Consider the following 14,825-nt stretch of genomic DNA (forward strand, 5'->3'; position numbering starts at 1 on the left):
GAAAGAAAAACCGGTGACGGGTCAGGGGGCTGCGGCAGTCCGCGCAAATACGCCTAGGCCCTGGTGGTTGTAATGCTCCAGGGCCAGCTTGCCCTCACTGAATTGCGCTTTTGAAAGCGAGCCCGGCGGCGCGCTGTCGTTGGGCGGCACAAAGGTAAAGGTGTCACCGTCCCAGTGCCGCAGGGGGAAAACCAGCTGGGGGGCGGCGCCTATGCGAAGCTCCAGCGCACCCTGTTCGCTGCGCAGCACCTGCAGCGCGCCGTGGTAGTCGTTGCGGTAAACGCCGGTGTATGTTTGCAGCGCCTGGGCCGGCGCGGGCTGGGCAGGCCGGGCTTTGCCTGCAAGCTCGCCCTGCGGCTTGAAGGCAGCGGCAAAAGCCGGGGCATACAGCGCAAACCAGTCATGCCGCACCGCGCCGTACTGCACAAGGTCATTAAACTGCGCCACCAGCGCCTCGGCAATGCCAGTGGGCCAGGCATTGGTGAGGACCACCATGCCCACATTCACCGACGGCATGATCGCGAAATTGGTGGATGCGCCCCACGAAAACGCACCGCTGTGGCTGAGCACTGCGCGGCCGGCCTCCGAGGTATCGACGAAAAAACCATAGCCGTAGTAACTGGCGCGCTGGCCCAAGGCCGACGCCTCACGAATCATTGACTTGGGCGTCATGGCCGGCAGCAGTGCGGCGGCCGGCACCAGCGGACCGTCCGGCCCGGCACCGCCCGCGAGCAGGAACGACATCCAGCGGGCGATGTCGTTGGCGGATGAACTCACGCCGCCCGACGGCGATTGCGGATCGGTGTTGTAGGCGACCCAGTGCTGCTGGCCAGCGGCCGTACCGCGCTCGGGGCCGATCACAAACACGCCGTTTTCCTTGACATGGCCAGGCGCGCGGTTGGGCCTGGCCTGGAAGTCGGCAAAGCGCGAACTGGTCGAGGCCATGCCCAGCGGGCGGTACAGCACCTGCTCGGAAAGGCTGGCCCAGTCGGTACCGGCAGCGGCGGCAACCGCCATGGCCGCGCCCGTCATGCCGTAGTTGGTGTAGGCGTAGGAGTTGCGAAACGGCGTGAGCGGCAACTGGTTTAGCCGGCGCAGGATTTCAGCCTGGGGGTAGCCCAGCTCTTCCAGCGTATCGCCCGCATGGTCGGGCAGGCCCGAGCGGTGTGCATAGAGGTCGCCTATGGTGATGTTCTCGCTGACATAGGCGTTGCCCAAGTTGAACCAGGGCAGGTGCTTTCTGACGGGCGTGTCCCAGGTGATGCCGCCCGCGCCTACCTGCTGCGCAACCACGCTGGCGCCAATCGATTTGGACATGGATGCCAGCTGGAACACGGTGTCGGCGTCCACCCGCTGCGGCGAGCCAACGGCACGCACGCCAAAACCCCTGGCATAAACGACACGCTTGCCCTGCACCACCGCGACTGCCATGCCGGGAATGCCGGTGCGCTTCATCAGGCTTGCGGCCATGCCATCGATACGGGCGACAGCACGATCCACCCGGTCCTGTGCAACGGCAATCGCCGGTGCATCCGCTGCGCCGGCGCAAGCATATGCGGACATGATGACCGCAACGGGCAAATATCGAAATGAAGATTCGGGCATCAATCAGGCTCCTTCCTTGAAAGATGGGATTCAGCAAGATCCTGGACAGGCAGATCCCGGGCGGACGTACTCCGCGCGTACAGGCGGCTGAAACGCCGCTCCCGCTCATACGGAAATACGTCATGCACATGGCCCGCCTGGATGCGCTCCTTGTGCTCCTGCCAGAATGCAACGTCCAGCAGGTCGGCATGGTGTTTCATGAAAACCTCGCGAACCGCGTCGTTGCCCAGCAGGAAAGGCGCAAAGGTTTCAGGAAAAACGTCCCTCGGTCCAACCGGGTACCAGACCTCCCCGCTCATTTCCTCTTCTTCATTGCGCGGCGTGGGCACGCGGCGGAAGTTGCAGTCGCTGAGGTATTCGATCTCGTCATAGTCGTAGAACACGACCTTGCCCTGCCTCGTCACGCCGAAGTTTTTCCAGAGCATGTCGCCCGGGAAGATGTTGGCCGCCACCATGTCCTTGATGGCGTTGCCGTACTCGATAACGGCGCCTTCCACCTGCCCCCGGGCGGACGCATTGTCCAGGCCGGCATCAAAGGCCTCCTGCAGGTAGATGTTGAGCGGGATCATGCGCCGCTCTATGTACAGGTGCTTGATGATGACTTCCACCTGGCCGTCGCCATCGCGGTCGCTGATCTCCAGCTGGCTGGGGGCGAACTTTTCGATCTCGGCAATCAGCTCGTCGTCAAAACGCGCGCGCGGAAATGCAACCTCGCTGTATTCCTGCGTGTCAGCCATGCGGCCCACGCGGTCATGCTGTTTGACCAGCAGGTATTTGCCCTTGATCTGCTCGCGCGTGGTGTCTTTCTGCAGGGGGTAGTAATCCTTGATCAGCTTGAATACATAAGGAAACGACGGCAGGTCGAACACCAGCATGACCATGCCCTTGATGCCCGGCGCAATGCGGAAGCTGTCGGTGGAATGCCGCAGGTGGAATAAAAAATCCCGGTAAAAAAGTGTCTTGCCCTGCTTGGCCAGCCCCAGCGCGTTGTACAGCTCGTTGCGCGGCTTGCGCGGCATCAACGAGCGCAGGAACTGCACATAGGCGCTCGGGACATCCATGTCCACCATGAAATAAGCCCGGGCAAAACTGAACAGGGCCTGCAGGTCGTCCTCGCCGAACAGGGCGGCATCTATCAGCAGCTTGCCGCTCCTGGGGCTGTGCAGCACCGGCAATGCAAAAGGCAATTCGATAAAACCGTTGATGATCTTGCCGACCACATACGCGCCCTTGTTGCGAAAGAACAGCGAGGACAGCACCTGGATCTGGAAGTTGGCGCGCAGCTTGACCTGGGCGAGGCGCTCGCCGATGGCCTCCAGCACGTACGCGGCATCACGCGGCAAATCCTCAAAGCCGTGCTGCAAATTGAAGTTTTCGACAATGCTGACTATGGTCGGCAGCAGGGTCTCGCGGGTCGGGTAATAAGCCCGGTAGGTCGGTTTGGCCGCAGGCTCATCGTTCTCTATGTACTCGGTGCTGACGGCCGGCCGCACAAAAATGAAGTTGTTGTGGAAATGTGTGCGGTGCAGGATCTTGGTGGTAACCGAGTTGAAAAAGGTTTCGGCCAGCTCGGGCTGGAGATGGTTGACGAGCAGCCCGATGTAATGCAGCTTGACCTGGTGCCAGACGTTCATGGGCTGGGCGCCGGCCTTGAACTCCTTTTCCAGCCGCATGACACATTCCTTGACGCGCAGGTCATAGAACTCGATGCGCTCCCTCTGCGCACGCTGCTGGCCGTGCCAGTCGGCGGTTTCAAAACGGTGTTTGGCGCGCGCCGACTCGGAACGGAACAGGCGGTAATGGCGGTTGAACCCGTCCATCATCGCCTTGGCAATGTCGTAGGCTTGCGGCGAATCGAGGCGCTGGGGAAACATGGGCAAGGCTTCCTGAAGCAAACGACTGCGTGCCGGGAAAGGCCCCGCGACTTTAGCGGCGCGCCGCCGCCACGCCGGCCACGGCGGCCTGGTAGCGGGCGCTCAGCCCTTCGTTGCCGTCCACGGACATGCTCAGGTTGTTGATGAGCCCGTCCTTGAGCCCGTAGCACCAGCCGTGCAACGTGACCTTCTGGCCGCGTGCCCAGGCGTCTTGCAGCACGGTGGTGTGCGCGATGTTGATGACCTGCTCAATGGAATTGAGCTCGCACAGCGCGTCGTGGCGGTGTTCGGGTGCGATGGCGGCAATCAGTCCCAGGTGCTTGTCGCGAACATCCTTGACGTGGCGGATCCAGTTGTCGGCCAGGCCCACGCGAATGTCGTCCAGCGCCGCCAGCACACCGCCGCAGCCATAGTGGCCGACCACCATCAGGTGCTCGACGTGCAACTGGTCCACAGCGTACTGGATGGTGGACAGGCAGTTCAGGTCGGTGGGCACCACCACATTGGCCACATTGCGGTGCACGAATATCTCGCCCGGCTCCAGCCCGGTGATCTGGTTGGCCGGCACGCGGCTGTCGGAGCAGCCGATCCACATGTAGCGCGGCTTTTGCTGGGACATCAGCCCCGTGAAAAAACCCGGGCGGTCCTGCTCCATCTGCGCCGCCCAGGCACGGTTGTGGACGAACAATTCTTCAATGGAGGTAGTGGTCATACGCAGGGTCCTTCGATGCAATGATTTTTCAACAGGTTTCGGCGAACAGCTCGCGGCCGATCAGCATACGGCGTATCTCGCTGGTGCCCGCACCGATTTCATAGAGTTTGGCATCGCGCCAGAGGCGGCCCAGCGGGTATTCATTGATGTAGCCATTGCCGCCGTAGATCTGCACGCCCTCGCCGGCCATCCAGGTGGCTTTTTCGGCGCACCAGAGGATAACCGAGGCGCAGTCCTTGCGGACCTGGCGCACATGGTCGGTACCAAGCATGTCCAGGTTTTTGGCGACGGTATAGGCAAAGGAACGGCCGGCCTGCAGCACGGTGTACATGTCGGCGACCTTGCCCTGGATCAGCTGGAATTCGCCTATGCTCTGGCCGAACTGCTTGCGGTCATGGATGTAGGGCACGACGTTGTCCATCACCGACTGCATGATGCCCAGCGGCCCGCCGGTCAGCACGGCGCGTTCATAGTCGAGGCCGCTCATCAACACCTTGGCGCCGCTGTTCAGGCCGCCCAGGATGTTTTGCGCCGGGACTTCAACATTGTTGAACACCAGCTCGCCGGTGTGGCTGCCGCGCATACCCAGCTTGTCGAGTTTTTGCGCGACGGAAAAGCCTTTCATGCCTTTTTCAATCAGGAAGGCCGTGACGCCGCGCGCACCGAGCTCGGGCTCAGTCTTTGCATACACCACCAGGGTGTCGGCATCGGGTCCGTTGGTGATCCACATCTTGCTGCCGTTGAGCAGGTAGTAACCGCCCTTGTCCTCGGCTTTCAGCTTCATGGAGATCACGTCGCTGCCGGCGCCGGGCTCGCTCATGGCCAATGCGCCAACATGCTCGCCGCTGATGAGTTTGGGCAGGTATTTTTTGCGTTGCTCGTCGGTGCCGTTGCGCTTGATCTGGTTGACACACAGGTTGCTGTGTGCGCCATAGGACAAACCGACCGACGCACTGGCACGGCTGATTTCCTCCATGGCGATCATGTGGGCTAGGTAACCCATGTTGGCACCACCGTACTCTTCGCCCACCGTGATGCCCAGCACGCCAAGCGCTCCCATTTTTTGCCACAGGTCCATGGGGAACTGGTCGTTGCGGTCGATGTCGGCGGCGCGCGGTGCGATTTCGGCTTGCGCAAATTCGCGCACTGCGTCGCGCAGGGCGTCGATGTCTTCGCCGAGCTGGAAATTGAGTCCGGGCATATTGTTCATGGTGGAGTCCTTTTGTGAAGGCTGAAAGGCCTGTAGCGCCCGCAAGGGCAGCGGAAAGTTAATAGGTTTTGGCGACAGGCGCAAGGGTTTGCTGCATCAGGGCGCACGGGCTTTGTTTACCCGAGGCATCGATGTGCATGACCTCCGCAGCCGTCACAATGATCCGTTTGCCGGCCCTGACAACCCGGCCGGTGGCCTGCAACTCGCCGCCCGTGAAAGCCGCCAGGAAATTGATTTTGTATTCAACAGTCGTCACTTCCGAATCAGCCGGCGCCACGGTCAGTCCGGCATACCCGGCGGTGATGTCCGCCAGGGCGCCCATGGCCCCACCGTGAAAACCGCCCTGCTGCTGTGTCACACGCTCCGAATACGGCAATGCGATGACGCAAAGACCCGACTCCACGCGCAGCAGCCGTGCACTCAGGTGCTGCATCATGCCCTGGCGCAAAAAGCTCGCTTCTATGCGCTGGAACAGTTCTGAAGGGGCAGAAGGAGTATTCATATTGGCGGGTATTGACGGTTTTCACCGGTTTTTGGCATCGCCCCGAAGCGGCGCACCAATTGACGTTTACGTAAACGTCAATTATCCACAAATCAGGCAGCTTTTGCTTTTTCGGTCTTGGCCAGCAAGGCTTTGGCCTCTTTTTCGTGGGTACGAATCTCGTCGAGATTGGCCTGCAGGTCCAGCATCTGCGCTTCAAGTTTTTTACGGTGATCCGTCAGGATGGCCAGGAATTTGCGCAATTGGGGCGCGGTATCACGGGGGCTGTCGTAGGAGTCGATGATTTCCTTGGCCTCGACCAGCGACAGGCCCAGCCGCTTGGCGCGCAGCGTGAGCTTGAGCCGGGTACGGTCTCGCGCGGTGTACACACGGTTGCGCCCGCCGGCCCCCTCCCGCTGGGGCTGCAGCAGCCCCATGTCTTCGTAAAACCGCATGGCGCGCGTGGTCAGGTCAAATTCTTTTGCCAGGTCGCTGATGGTGTAAGTGATGGCCATGATGTGAAAAGTAATGCCGCAATTTCGCCCGATATCGGCCGGTCAGCGCAGGAAGCGCATCGTCCCTACAATAAACAGGGAATGACGTTTACGTAAACGTCACATATACCCGCGAATATTACATGAACATCCTTGAACAGCAACTCGACTACCCTTTTGGCGACACCCTGCCCGCGCCGGGCACCACCATGGAGATAGCGCCGGGTATCAAATGGATCCGCATGGCCCTGCCGTTTGCGCTGGACCACATCAACCTGTGGCTGCTGCGCGATGAGATGGAAGACCCGGCCCGGCCCGGGACAAACATACAGGGCTGGACCGTGGTGGACTGCTGCATCAGCAGGGACGAGTCAAAGGCGCAGTGGGAAAGCATCTTTGCCACGCAGCTCGAAGGCCTGCCCGTACTGCGCGTCATCGTGACGCACATGCACCCGGACCACATCGGCCTGGCCTCCTGGTTATGCGAGCGCTGGACAACGCCAACCCATGTGTGCCGCCTGTGGATCAGTGCCACCGACTACAACATTGCGCGCCTCTCCATCCAGAGCACAACCTCGTTCGGCGGCGAAAGCGCGGCCCTGTTTTTCGCTTCCCACGGGCTGACGGACCCGGACTCGGTCGAAAAGATCAAGGGCCGCACCGGCTACTACCCGAACCTGGTGCCCAGCGTGCCCGGCAGCTTTTGCCGGTTGATGGACGGGCAGGACATCCGCATCGGCGGCCGTGACTGGCGCTGCATCAGCGGCTACGGCCATGCGCCCGAGCACATGGCGCTCCATTGCAAGAGCATCAAGGTACTCATCAGCGGCGACATGGTGCTGCCGCGCATCTCCACAAACGTCAGCGTCTATGACCAGGAGCCCGAGGCCGACGCGCTGCGGCTTTTCCTTGAGTCCATAGACAAGTTCCTGCCGCTGGACAAGGACACGCTGACACTGCCCTCCCACGGCAAGCCCTTTCGGGGCCTGCATACGCGCATCACGCAATTGCACGACCATCACCGGGACAGGCTGGCGGAAGTGATGGAAGCCTGTACGGCGCAGCCCTGCAGCGGCGCGGACATCCTGCCCATCATGTTCAGGCGCAAGCTGGACCTGCACCAGACGACGTTTGCCATGGGTGAGTCCGTGGCCCACCTGCATTTGCTGTGGCATGCCGGCCAGCTCAGGCGTTCGCTGGGCAGCGACGGGGTTTACCGCTTCAGCGCGGGCTGATTCCATTTCCAAGTCATCCGTGCACTTTGCTGGCTTCGCTGGCCGTACGTTTGTACTGTCTGCGCTTCGCCTTCACGAATGATGTGGAAACGGAATGGGGTTCACGGCGCGGCGCCTGCGCCGTCCTGGGGAAAGGCCATGAAAAAACTGGCGCCGGCCTGGCCGGTTTCCGCCCATACCCGGCCGCCGTGCCGCTCGGCGACACGCTTGACAATCGCCAGCCCCAGGCCGTTGCCGGGAAAATCCGCAGAGGAATGCAAGCGCTGAAACGCGGTGAAAAGTTTTGCGCGGTAAGCCGCGTCAAAACCCGTCCCGTTGTCCGACACCTGCAGGATCCGTTCGTCGGGCGTCTTGCCGGGCAGCAGGTCCACCCTGATCCAGCCCTCGGCTTTTTTTGAGGTGAATTTCCAGGCGTTGTCCAGCAGGCAGGCCAGTGCCGTTATCAGGAGACTCTTGTCGGCCATCAGTGCCAGGCCGGCTTCCATCTCGACGGTCACCACGCGGCCCGGGTTGTGCCGGCGCAGATCGTCGATGAGCGCCCCGCAGATGGCCACCAGGTCAACACGCTCAAGGTTTCCCGACAACTGGGGCAACTGGACCAGCACGCGCAGGTCATCGACAAGCTTTGCCAGTTGCCGGGTGCCGGCCTGGATGCGGTTGACATAATGCCGCCCGGATTCATCCAGCACGGCGGAATATTTTTCAGCCAGCATTGCAGCAAATCCGTTGACCGCATGCAGGGGCCGCTGCAAGTCGCTGGACAGGGCATCGGTGAAGGCCGTCAGGTCACGGGTGGTGTTTTTCAGTGTGTCCTGCAGCCGGGTCAGTTCCTGCTCCTGCTCCGCGTTTTCCCGCCTCAGGGAGCGGTCTGCCAGGTGGCGCTCCGTGACGTCCGCCAGGCTCACCAGGATCGCCTTGTGCCCGCTCCAGTTGATGTGGCCGCAGGCAAGCTCCACCAGCACCAGCTGACCGTCGCTCTTTTTCTGTTTGCACAGCTGCGAAATAAAATGGACATCGCCCGTCTCGCTGCCAGGCGCCAGGGCGCTCAGCAGTGCGGCCCCTTCCCCGTCGGGGAACAAGGCGCCCATGCCCAGCGTCAGGAATGCCTTGCGGCCAATGCCGTAAAACGCCACGGCGGCCTCATTGACGGCAAGGATGCGTGACGACGCGGCGTCAAAAATCCACATCGCGTTGGGGTTCGCATGAAAGATCAGCTGGTTGTAACGCAAGCTGTCGTCCAGCAGGCCCTGCAGCTTCTGGCCCGGCGTGACATCCTTGAGGACAACGGCATACCCCGCCGGGTGCCGGCTGAAGGTGTATTCAAGCCAGCTGTCCGCAAACTCGTCATGGGCCACAAAGCTGTGCCGAGCCGAAGACGTCAGGGCCTTGCCTGTGGCGCCTTGATAGCGCCTGGCGATGTCCTCCGGCACGATCTCCCAGAAGTCCCGCCCGGGCAAGGCAGGCAGCATGCAGTGCAAAAGCCTGATGGCCTCGGCGTTGAGTTCAGTGATCCGGCCTTTTTCGTCGAGCAGCACAATGCCGTCGCTTATCAGGTCCCAGGGGCTCCAGGCCCGCCCGGCTGGCGCCGCAAGCTGACTTCCGCCCTGGATACCACCACGCCCGCCCCCTTTGGGGTCAGGCGTTTTCATCTTGCAGGCCGGGCTCCCCCTGGTCGGGAGCAGGCGCCGGCTCGGATACATGCGTCCGGACAGCGCGCTTTGAGGCCTGCGGCTCCTGGACCCGCCACTTGACGTTGGCCGTCACGAGCGCTGTCATGTAACCCTGCAGCCAGTCAAAATTAATCGGCTTCTGGAGCAGGTGTGCATACTTCGGAAGCCCGCCGCGCGCCTCGATCGCCTCGGCCGGCAAACCGCTGATCACAACAATCTGCATATCCGCCAGCTGGAGGTTGCGCTTGAGTGCCTTCAGCATTTCCAGGCCGTCCACACCCGGCATGGACAGGTCGGTGATGAGCAAGTCGGGCCGCATGCTGGCGATGTCCATCAAGGCTTCCAGCGCCGAAGGCATCCAGGTGCAATCGACCGGCAGGTCCCATTCCTCAAACTGGCACTGGTACAGCTCGCGGGTGTTCTCGTCGTCCTCAACCAGGAGCACGCGCAAACGGCTTTTGGGATTGGTATCTGCCCGCGAGAGTTGCGGGTTGTTTTTTGCCAGATAGGTATTGATCGAATGCAGGGCAATCCGGCGATGGCCGCCCAGTGTCTTCCAGGCCTCGATCTCGCCCCGTTCAACCAGCGACTGCACGGTGGCAACCGACAAACCCAGCAATTTGGCTGCATAGCTTGTCCCGCAATAGTCTTCACTAGAGAAGTCCGTCGCCGTGATGGCGTCTTCAAAGGATTTAAGCTTGCGCTGCATAGGCGGGATTTGTCACTTTTCGTATTTTAATCAATTTAATCGTAAGTCGTGCAAGTAAATAAGCATGCAAAATACGCTCAAATCGCCGCTGGCAGGTTGGGCAAAGTGAAGTAGAAGGTGGCCCCCTGCCCAAGCAGGGCTTCGGCCCACAGGCGCCCGCCATGTCGCCCGATCACGCGGCTCACCGTTGCCAGCCCGACGCCCGTTCCCGGGAACTCCGAAGCCGTATGCAGGCGCTGAAATGCAATAAACAGTTTGTCGGCATACGCCATGTCAAACCCGGCTCCATTGTCCTTGACGAAAAACACCGGCAGCCCCGCTGCGTCGAGCTTTTTGCCGACATGGATGCTGGCATCGGTTTTCTGCGATGTGAACTTCCAGGCGTTGCCCAGGAGGTTTTCCATGACCAGCCGGACCAGCCGCCCGTCGCCATGCGCCAGCAGGCCGGGTTCGATGGAAAAAACCACATGCCGTTCGGGATGCCGCACCCTCCACTCCTCCAGTATCTCCTGGCTCAGCGCCGACAGGTCCACCGCTTCGTAACGCAGTTGCATGCGTGATACCTGCGCCAGCGACAGCAGGTCTTCAATCAGCTTGCCCATCTGCGTGACGCCGGCCTGTATGCGCGCCAGATAGTGCTGCCCCCGCTCGCCCATGTTGCCGCTCAGTTGCTTGGACAGCAACCGGCTGAAACCGTCTATGGTATTGAGCGGGGCACGCAGGTCATGCGAGACCGAGTACGAGAAGGCTTCAAGCTCCTGGTTCGACAGGCGCAGTGCCGCCTCGATCGCCTTGATCTCCGTGATGTCCGCGTCAATGCCCACCCAGAAGGCCACCTCGCCCCGGTCATCACACACCGGCGACCCCCTGTACGACATGGTGTGGTAACTGCCGTCCTTGGACAGCACGCGGCGAATGCCCATGAACGGGGCCTGGTTGGCAACGGCGACCTCCCAGCGTGCCTCCACATCGGGCAGGTCCTCGGGATGCATGGCAAGAAACCATTTGGTGCCCTTCCAGTCCTCCAGCGTCCCGCCAACCAGGTCAAACCAGGCGCGATTGAAATAGGTTGCGGCCCCGCCGGGGTTGACGGTCCACACCACCTGGGGCGCCTGGTCGGCCAGCGTCCTGAACAGTGCCTCCTGGCGGGCCAGCGCGACAGTACGCTCGCTGACTTTCTGCTCCAGTCCCGCATTGAGCTGGTTGACCTGTGTCAGCAGCTGGGCATTTTCAATCGCGATCGACGCCAGCTGGGCCAGCTCTATCGCGACGTATTCGTCCTGCAGGGTGAACGCGCCTTCGTACCGGTCCGAAAGCTGGAGCAAACCGATGTTCTTGCCGCTCCGGCCCATCAGCGGCACCGCCAGCCAGCCGGACATCGCCGGGTGCTTGTCGGTGTAGCGGCCAAAGCCGCGCCAGCGGGGATCGGCCTCAAGCTCGGCCGACGTCATGCGCACGGCGCGGTTGTTCTCGCACACCATGGCATAAACGCCGGTGCCGTCCGTCTGCACGATCAGGTCACGGTGCTTTGCATACTTCTCCGACAGCGACAGGGCGTGGACAGCCTGCGTCCAGTCGCCGCCCAGCGTGAGGCTGACCATTGCATGGTGCGAGCCGATCACGCCACGCGCCTGCTCGGCAACCTCCTGCATCATGCCATCCAGGGTCTGGTGCCAGGTGATGGCCTGGGCCGCATCGGCCGCGCGCTGCAGCGTGAACAGATATTCCTGCACATCCTTTTCGGCGTTGACCTGCGCCGTCATGTCCAGCGCCACGACAAAGCGCGCATCGCGACCTGCATACTGGATCGGTTGGGACACCACATTGACGGGAAACAGCGAGCCGTCCTTGCGGCGATGGCGCGCCACCAGGTTTCGTGCATCGGCCGTCCCGGTCAGGTGCCGGTTCAAGGCCACCAGGTCCATCTCGATACGAATATCAAAAATCACCATCGACAGGAATTCCTGGACCGAATAGCCGTAGCCCTGGACGGCCGCACGGTTCACCGTCAGGAACTGGCAGGTGGCAATGTCATAGACCCACATGGGCACCGGCGCCATTTCAAACAGTGCCGCGTAACGCTGTTCGCTGTTGATCAGGGCCTGCTCGGCGAGTTTGCGCTGGGTGATGTCCCGTTCCACCGCAACCCAATGGGTGAACCAGCCCTTGGCATCGGCTATGGGAACGATGTCAAGCTCAACCCAGAACGCATCCCCTCCCTTGGTGTAGTTGATCAACTCCGCCCGCACCGGTTGCCAGTTCCTGAGCGCTGCACCGATACGGTCAAGTTCGGCGCGCTGGGTTTTGGGGCCCTGCAGCAGGCGCGGTGATTTGCCCAGCACCTCTTCGCGGCTGTAGCCCGTATGGCGCTCAAAGGCGTCGTTGACAAAAACAATACGGGGACCGGGCTCGTCGACAGGCTCGGCCTCGGTGATCAGCACCATGTCGTTCAGGCGCGAGATGCTGGTTTCGAGCAGGCGCAGGTGCGCCTGCGACTCGCGCTGCTCGGTGATGTCCTGCATGACGCCGACAAGCCTGACGATCTTGCCATCCTTCAGCAGCGCCCGCCCCTGCGTGCGGACCCAGAGGCGCCGCCCCGCAGCGGTGATCAGCGGGAGCTCCAGGTCCCAGGGCGTCGCATGTTCAAGCGCCGCATCGACGGCGGCCCTGATCAGCGGCTGCACCTCGGGCGCATAAAACCCGAGGGCCGCATCCAGGTCTAGCGCCTGCCGGGGATCGAGCTCGTGGATGCGGTAAATCTCTTCCGACCAATAAGGCGCCATGGTTTCCGTGACCACCTCCCAGCCGCCCACCCGGGCGAGTGCGCCGGTCCGGTTCAGCAGCTCGGTACTGCGGGCAATGAGCAGTTCCGCGCGCTTGCGCCCGGTGATCTCCTGCACCACCCCCGTGCGGTACAGGGCCCGGCCCTCGTTGTCCGTCTGCAGCCGGTCGTACTGGTGCATCCACCGCGTCTCGCCGGCCATGGTGATGATGCGGTACTCGATATTCGTGGACAAATGCGCCTGCACCGCTGCATGGCGCTGCTGCAGGTAGCGCTCCAGATCTTCCGGGTGAATGAGCTCAAGCAGACGTTCGCCATCGCCGTCGAAAGCACCGCGGGGAACCTCGTACAGGTCGTAGAGCTCGTCGGACACCCAGAGCTTGTGGGTCCTGACATCCATCTCCCAGATGCCTATGCGCCCCAGGCGCTGTGCGTCCAGCAACCGGCGCTGGGTTTCACGCAACTGGGCATAGTTGACGGCCTGCTCCAGCTGCAGGCGGTCCACCTCGGTGATATCGGAAAACACCACCAGCGCCCCCATGATCTGGCTGCCGTGGTGCATGGGACGGTAGCTGCAGCTGAGCAGCCGGCCTTTCGGCTGCCTCTCGTTGCGCAGGAAAACCGCCGTCGGCCCGCCGCTTTCTCCCTGCAGCGCCCGGAAAAGAGGGGTCTCATCAAAGGGAAACAGCGTCTCGGTTCCCGGCACAAAAAGCCCCTGCTCACGACTCCAGCGCGGCGTCAGCACGTTCGAATCGCCATCCGTCGAGAACAGCTTTTTTGCAGGTTCGTTCAGCAGCAGAAAACGTCCCGCGGCATCCACGGCCATCAGGCCCTCGTCCATGCTGTTGATGGTCAGCTCCAGCGTCAGGTAGGCCTGCCGGCTTCTTTGCAGCTCCAGGTCCAGGTCATGCTGGCGCTGCTGGAGCGCATCCGTCATCAGGTTGAAACTCTCGGCTATCTTTGCGAACTCGTCCTCACCACTGCTTGAGCTGGCAGGGATACGCACATCAAGCTGGCCCGCCTGAACCTGCCGGGTGGCCGCCAGAATCTCCGTGGTGGGTTTGACAATGGCGCGCCCGCCCATCCTCCAGGCAATCCAGCTGCCCAAAAATGCCACCAGCGTCAGCGCCAGGAACACCAGGCTCAAACGCTGGCGGGCCGGCGCGATGACCTCCTGCCGGTCCGCGCTGACAGCCACAAAAAAGGGCGCATCTGCAGATTTGTTGCTAGGCAGAAAAGCATATATCTGCTGCGCACCGGTCGCATCGGGGCCTTCAAAAACCCCTTCGGTCCCGGCCTTGATCGCATCCTGCAAAATGGAGCTGGGTACAGGCTGCCCCACCACTGCCGATTGTTCGGGGTTGGCGGCCAGCACCATGCCCTGCCTGTCCATGATCACCAGCCGGCTTCCCGCGGGCAAAGGCGCATCGGCCACCGCCCGGGAGAACTCCGACAGGTACATGGAGGCAAAAGCGACGGCCGTCACCTCCCCCTTGCCGCCCAGGACCGGCAAGGCAAAGGTCATGATGGGTCGCCCGGTGATCCGCCCGCGCAGGTAACCGCCAGCCACAAAACTGTGACCGGCCATCGCCGCCTGGAAATACGGCCGGTCCCCGGCGAACAGGGTCGGGCTGTTCGCCACACTGTGGCAGCGTATATACCCGTCGGCATTGATGATGCCCACGTTGGAGTAGACCCCAAGCTGCTCGCTCAGGGTTTTGAAATAACGCAGGCATTCGGGATTCCGGCTGTCCATCGCCGGCATGTTGGCAACCGCCGTCAGGACCTGGCGCACGGAGTCGGCCACGCGCTGCTGGTTGGCGGCAACCAGCGAGGCGGAGAACTCAAGGTTCTTGGTGGCCCGGCTGACGGCCTCGTCGGAAGTCAGTACCGCGCCTACAAGCGACAGGCCAAACAGCGGAACGATGGCCGCAATCACCAGCATGACAAGACGGGTGCGCAGCGTAATCTCGGACTTCATCGGATACGCCCTTCAGGTAGTGAGGCACCCACAATGCCCGGGCGGGCATGGGCTCAGCCTTGCGACACTAAC

At 62.0% G+C, this 14,825-nt stretch carries 10 protein-coding genes; 1 reads left to right on the forward strand and 9 read right to left on the reverse strand.

The window, feature by feature from the left end:
* Positions 1–21 precede the first annotated feature (21 nt).
* The 6 genes from ACFQND_RS00515 to ACFQND_RS00540 all read right to left on the reverse strand — a co-directional run bounded on the left by ACFQND_RS00515 (position 22) and on the right by ACFQND_RS00540 (position 6,397).
* The gene (locus ACFQND_RS00515) at positions 22–1,563 is read right to left on the reverse strand and encodes a serine hydrolase (protein ID WP_377411880.1); all 1,542 of its coding nucleotides are present in this window, start codon (positions 1,561–1,563) and stop codon (positions 22–24) included.
* 41 nt (positions 1,564–1,604) lie between these two features.
* On the reverse strand, positions 1,605–3,479 hold the full coding sequence (aceK, locus tag ACFQND_RS00520) for a bifunctional isocitrate dehydrogenase kinase/phosphatase (protein ID WP_377411883.1): 1,875 nt from the start codon (positions 3,477–3,479) through the stop codon (positions 1,605–1,607).
* A 52-nt stretch (positions 3,480–3,531) separates the two neighbouring features.
* Entirely contained in the window at positions 3,532–4,191 is a 660-nt protein-coding gene (can, locus tag ACFQND_RS00525; protein WP_377411886.1) for a carbonate dehydratase, read from the reverse strand.
* A gap of 28 nt (positions 4,192–4,219) precedes the next feature.
* Positions 4,220–5,401 (reverse strand): isovaleryl-CoA dehydrogenase, encoded by a 1,182-nt coding sequence (locus tag ACFQND_RS00530; RefSeq protein ID WP_371434682.1) that lies wholly within the window; start codon positions 5,399–5,401, stop codon positions 4,220–4,222.
* A gap of 58 nt (positions 5,402–5,459) precedes the next feature.
* Positions 5,460–5,903, reverse strand: coding sequence for a PaaI family thioesterase (locus ACFQND_RS00535; protein WP_377411889.1), 444 nt, complete (start codon positions 5,901–5,903; stop codon positions 5,460–5,462).
* Positions 5,904–5,995: 92 nt separating this feature from the next.
* Positions 5,996–6,397, reverse strand: a complete 402-nt coding sequence (locus ACFQND_RS00540; protein WP_371434680.1) for a MerR family transcriptional regulator — start codon at positions 6,395–6,397, stop codon at positions 5,996–5,998.
* Positions 6,398–6,519: 122 nt separating this feature from the next.
* Between ACFQND_RS00540 and ACFQND_RS00545 the strand changes: the two genes are divergently transcribed.
* Positions 6,520–7,611, forward strand: a complete 1,092-nt coding sequence (locus ACFQND_RS00545) for an MBL fold metallo-hydrolase (protein ID WP_371434679.1) — start codon at positions 6,520–6,522, stop codon at positions 7,609–7,611.
* A 101-nt stretch (positions 7,612–7,712) separates the two neighbouring features.
* Here the strand turns inward: ACFQND_RS00545 and ACFQND_RS00550 are convergent, their stop codons facing one another.
* The 3 genes from ACFQND_RS00550 to ACFQND_RS00560 all read right to left on the reverse strand — a co-directional run bounded on the left by ACFQND_RS00550 (position 7,713) and on the right by ACFQND_RS00560 (position 14,753).
* The gene (locus tag ACFQND_RS00550; protein ID WP_371434678.1) at positions 7,713–9,260 is read right to left on the reverse strand and encodes a sensor histidine kinase; all 1,548 of its coding nucleotides are present in this window, start codon (positions 9,258–9,260) and stop codon (positions 7,713–7,715) included.
* On the reverse strand, positions 9,247–9,990 hold the full coding sequence (locus ACFQND_RS00555; protein ID WP_371434677.1) for a response regulator: 744 nt from the start codon (positions 9,988–9,990) through the stop codon (positions 9,247–9,249). Before ACFQND_RS00555 ends, ACFQND_RS00550 begins: the two co-directional genes overlap by 14 nt.
* 77 nt (positions 9,991–10,067) lie before the next feature.
* Positions 10,068–14,753, reverse strand: coding sequence for a PAS domain S-box protein (locus tag ACFQND_RS00560; RefSeq protein WP_371434676.1), 4,686 nt, complete (start codon positions 14,751–14,753; stop codon positions 10,068–10,070).
* Between the last annotated feature and the right edge of the window lie 72 nt (positions 14,754–14,825).

Source organism: Polaromonas aquatica (genome assembly GCF_042659145.1).
Taxonomy (GTDB): Bacteria; Pseudomonadota; Gammaproteobacteria; order Burkholderiales; family Burkholderiaceae_C; genus Polaromonas; species Polaromonas aquatica.

Bases quoted from the DNA above. Each gene is read 5' to 3' on its own strand.
- ACFQND_RS00515 (WP_377411880.1), bottom strand. From the start codon at position 1,563: ATGTCCGCATATGCTTGCGCCGGCGCAGCGGATGCACCGGCGATTGCC.
- aceK (WP_377411883.1), bottom strand. From the start codon at position 3,479: ATGTTTCCCCAGCGCCTCGATTCGCCGCAAGCCTACGACATTGCCAAG.
- can (WP_377411886.1), bottom strand. From the start codon at position 4,191: ATGACCACTACCTCCATTGAAGAATTGTTCGTCCACAACCGTGCCTGG.
- ACFQND_RS00530 (WP_371434682.1), bottom strand. From the start codon at position 5,401: ATGAACAATATGCCCGGACTCAATTTCCAGCTCGGCGAAGACATCGAC.
- ACFQND_RS00535 (WP_377411889.1), bottom strand. From the start codon at position 5,903: ATGAATACTCCTTCTGCCCCTTCAGAACTGTTCCAGCGCATAGAAGCG.
- ACFQND_RS00540 (WP_371434680.1), bottom strand. From the start codon at position 6,397: ATGGCCATCACTTACACCATCAGCGACCTGGCAAAAGAATTTGACCTG.
- ACFQND_RS00545 (WP_371434679.1), top strand. From the start codon at position 6,520: ATGAACATCCTTGAACAGCAACTCGACTACCCTTTTGGCGACACCCTG.
- ACFQND_RS00550 (WP_371434678.1), bottom strand. From the start codon at position 9,260: ATGAAAACGCCTGACCCCAAAGGGGGCGGGCGTGGTGGTATCCAGGGC.
- ACFQND_RS00555 (WP_371434677.1), bottom strand. From the start codon at position 9,990: ATGCAGCGCAAGCTTAAATCCTTTGAAGACGCCATCACGGCGACGGAC.
- ACFQND_RS00560 (WP_371434676.1), bottom strand. From the start codon at position 14,753: ATGAAGTCCGAGATTACGCTGCGCACCCGTCTTGTCATGCTGGTGATT.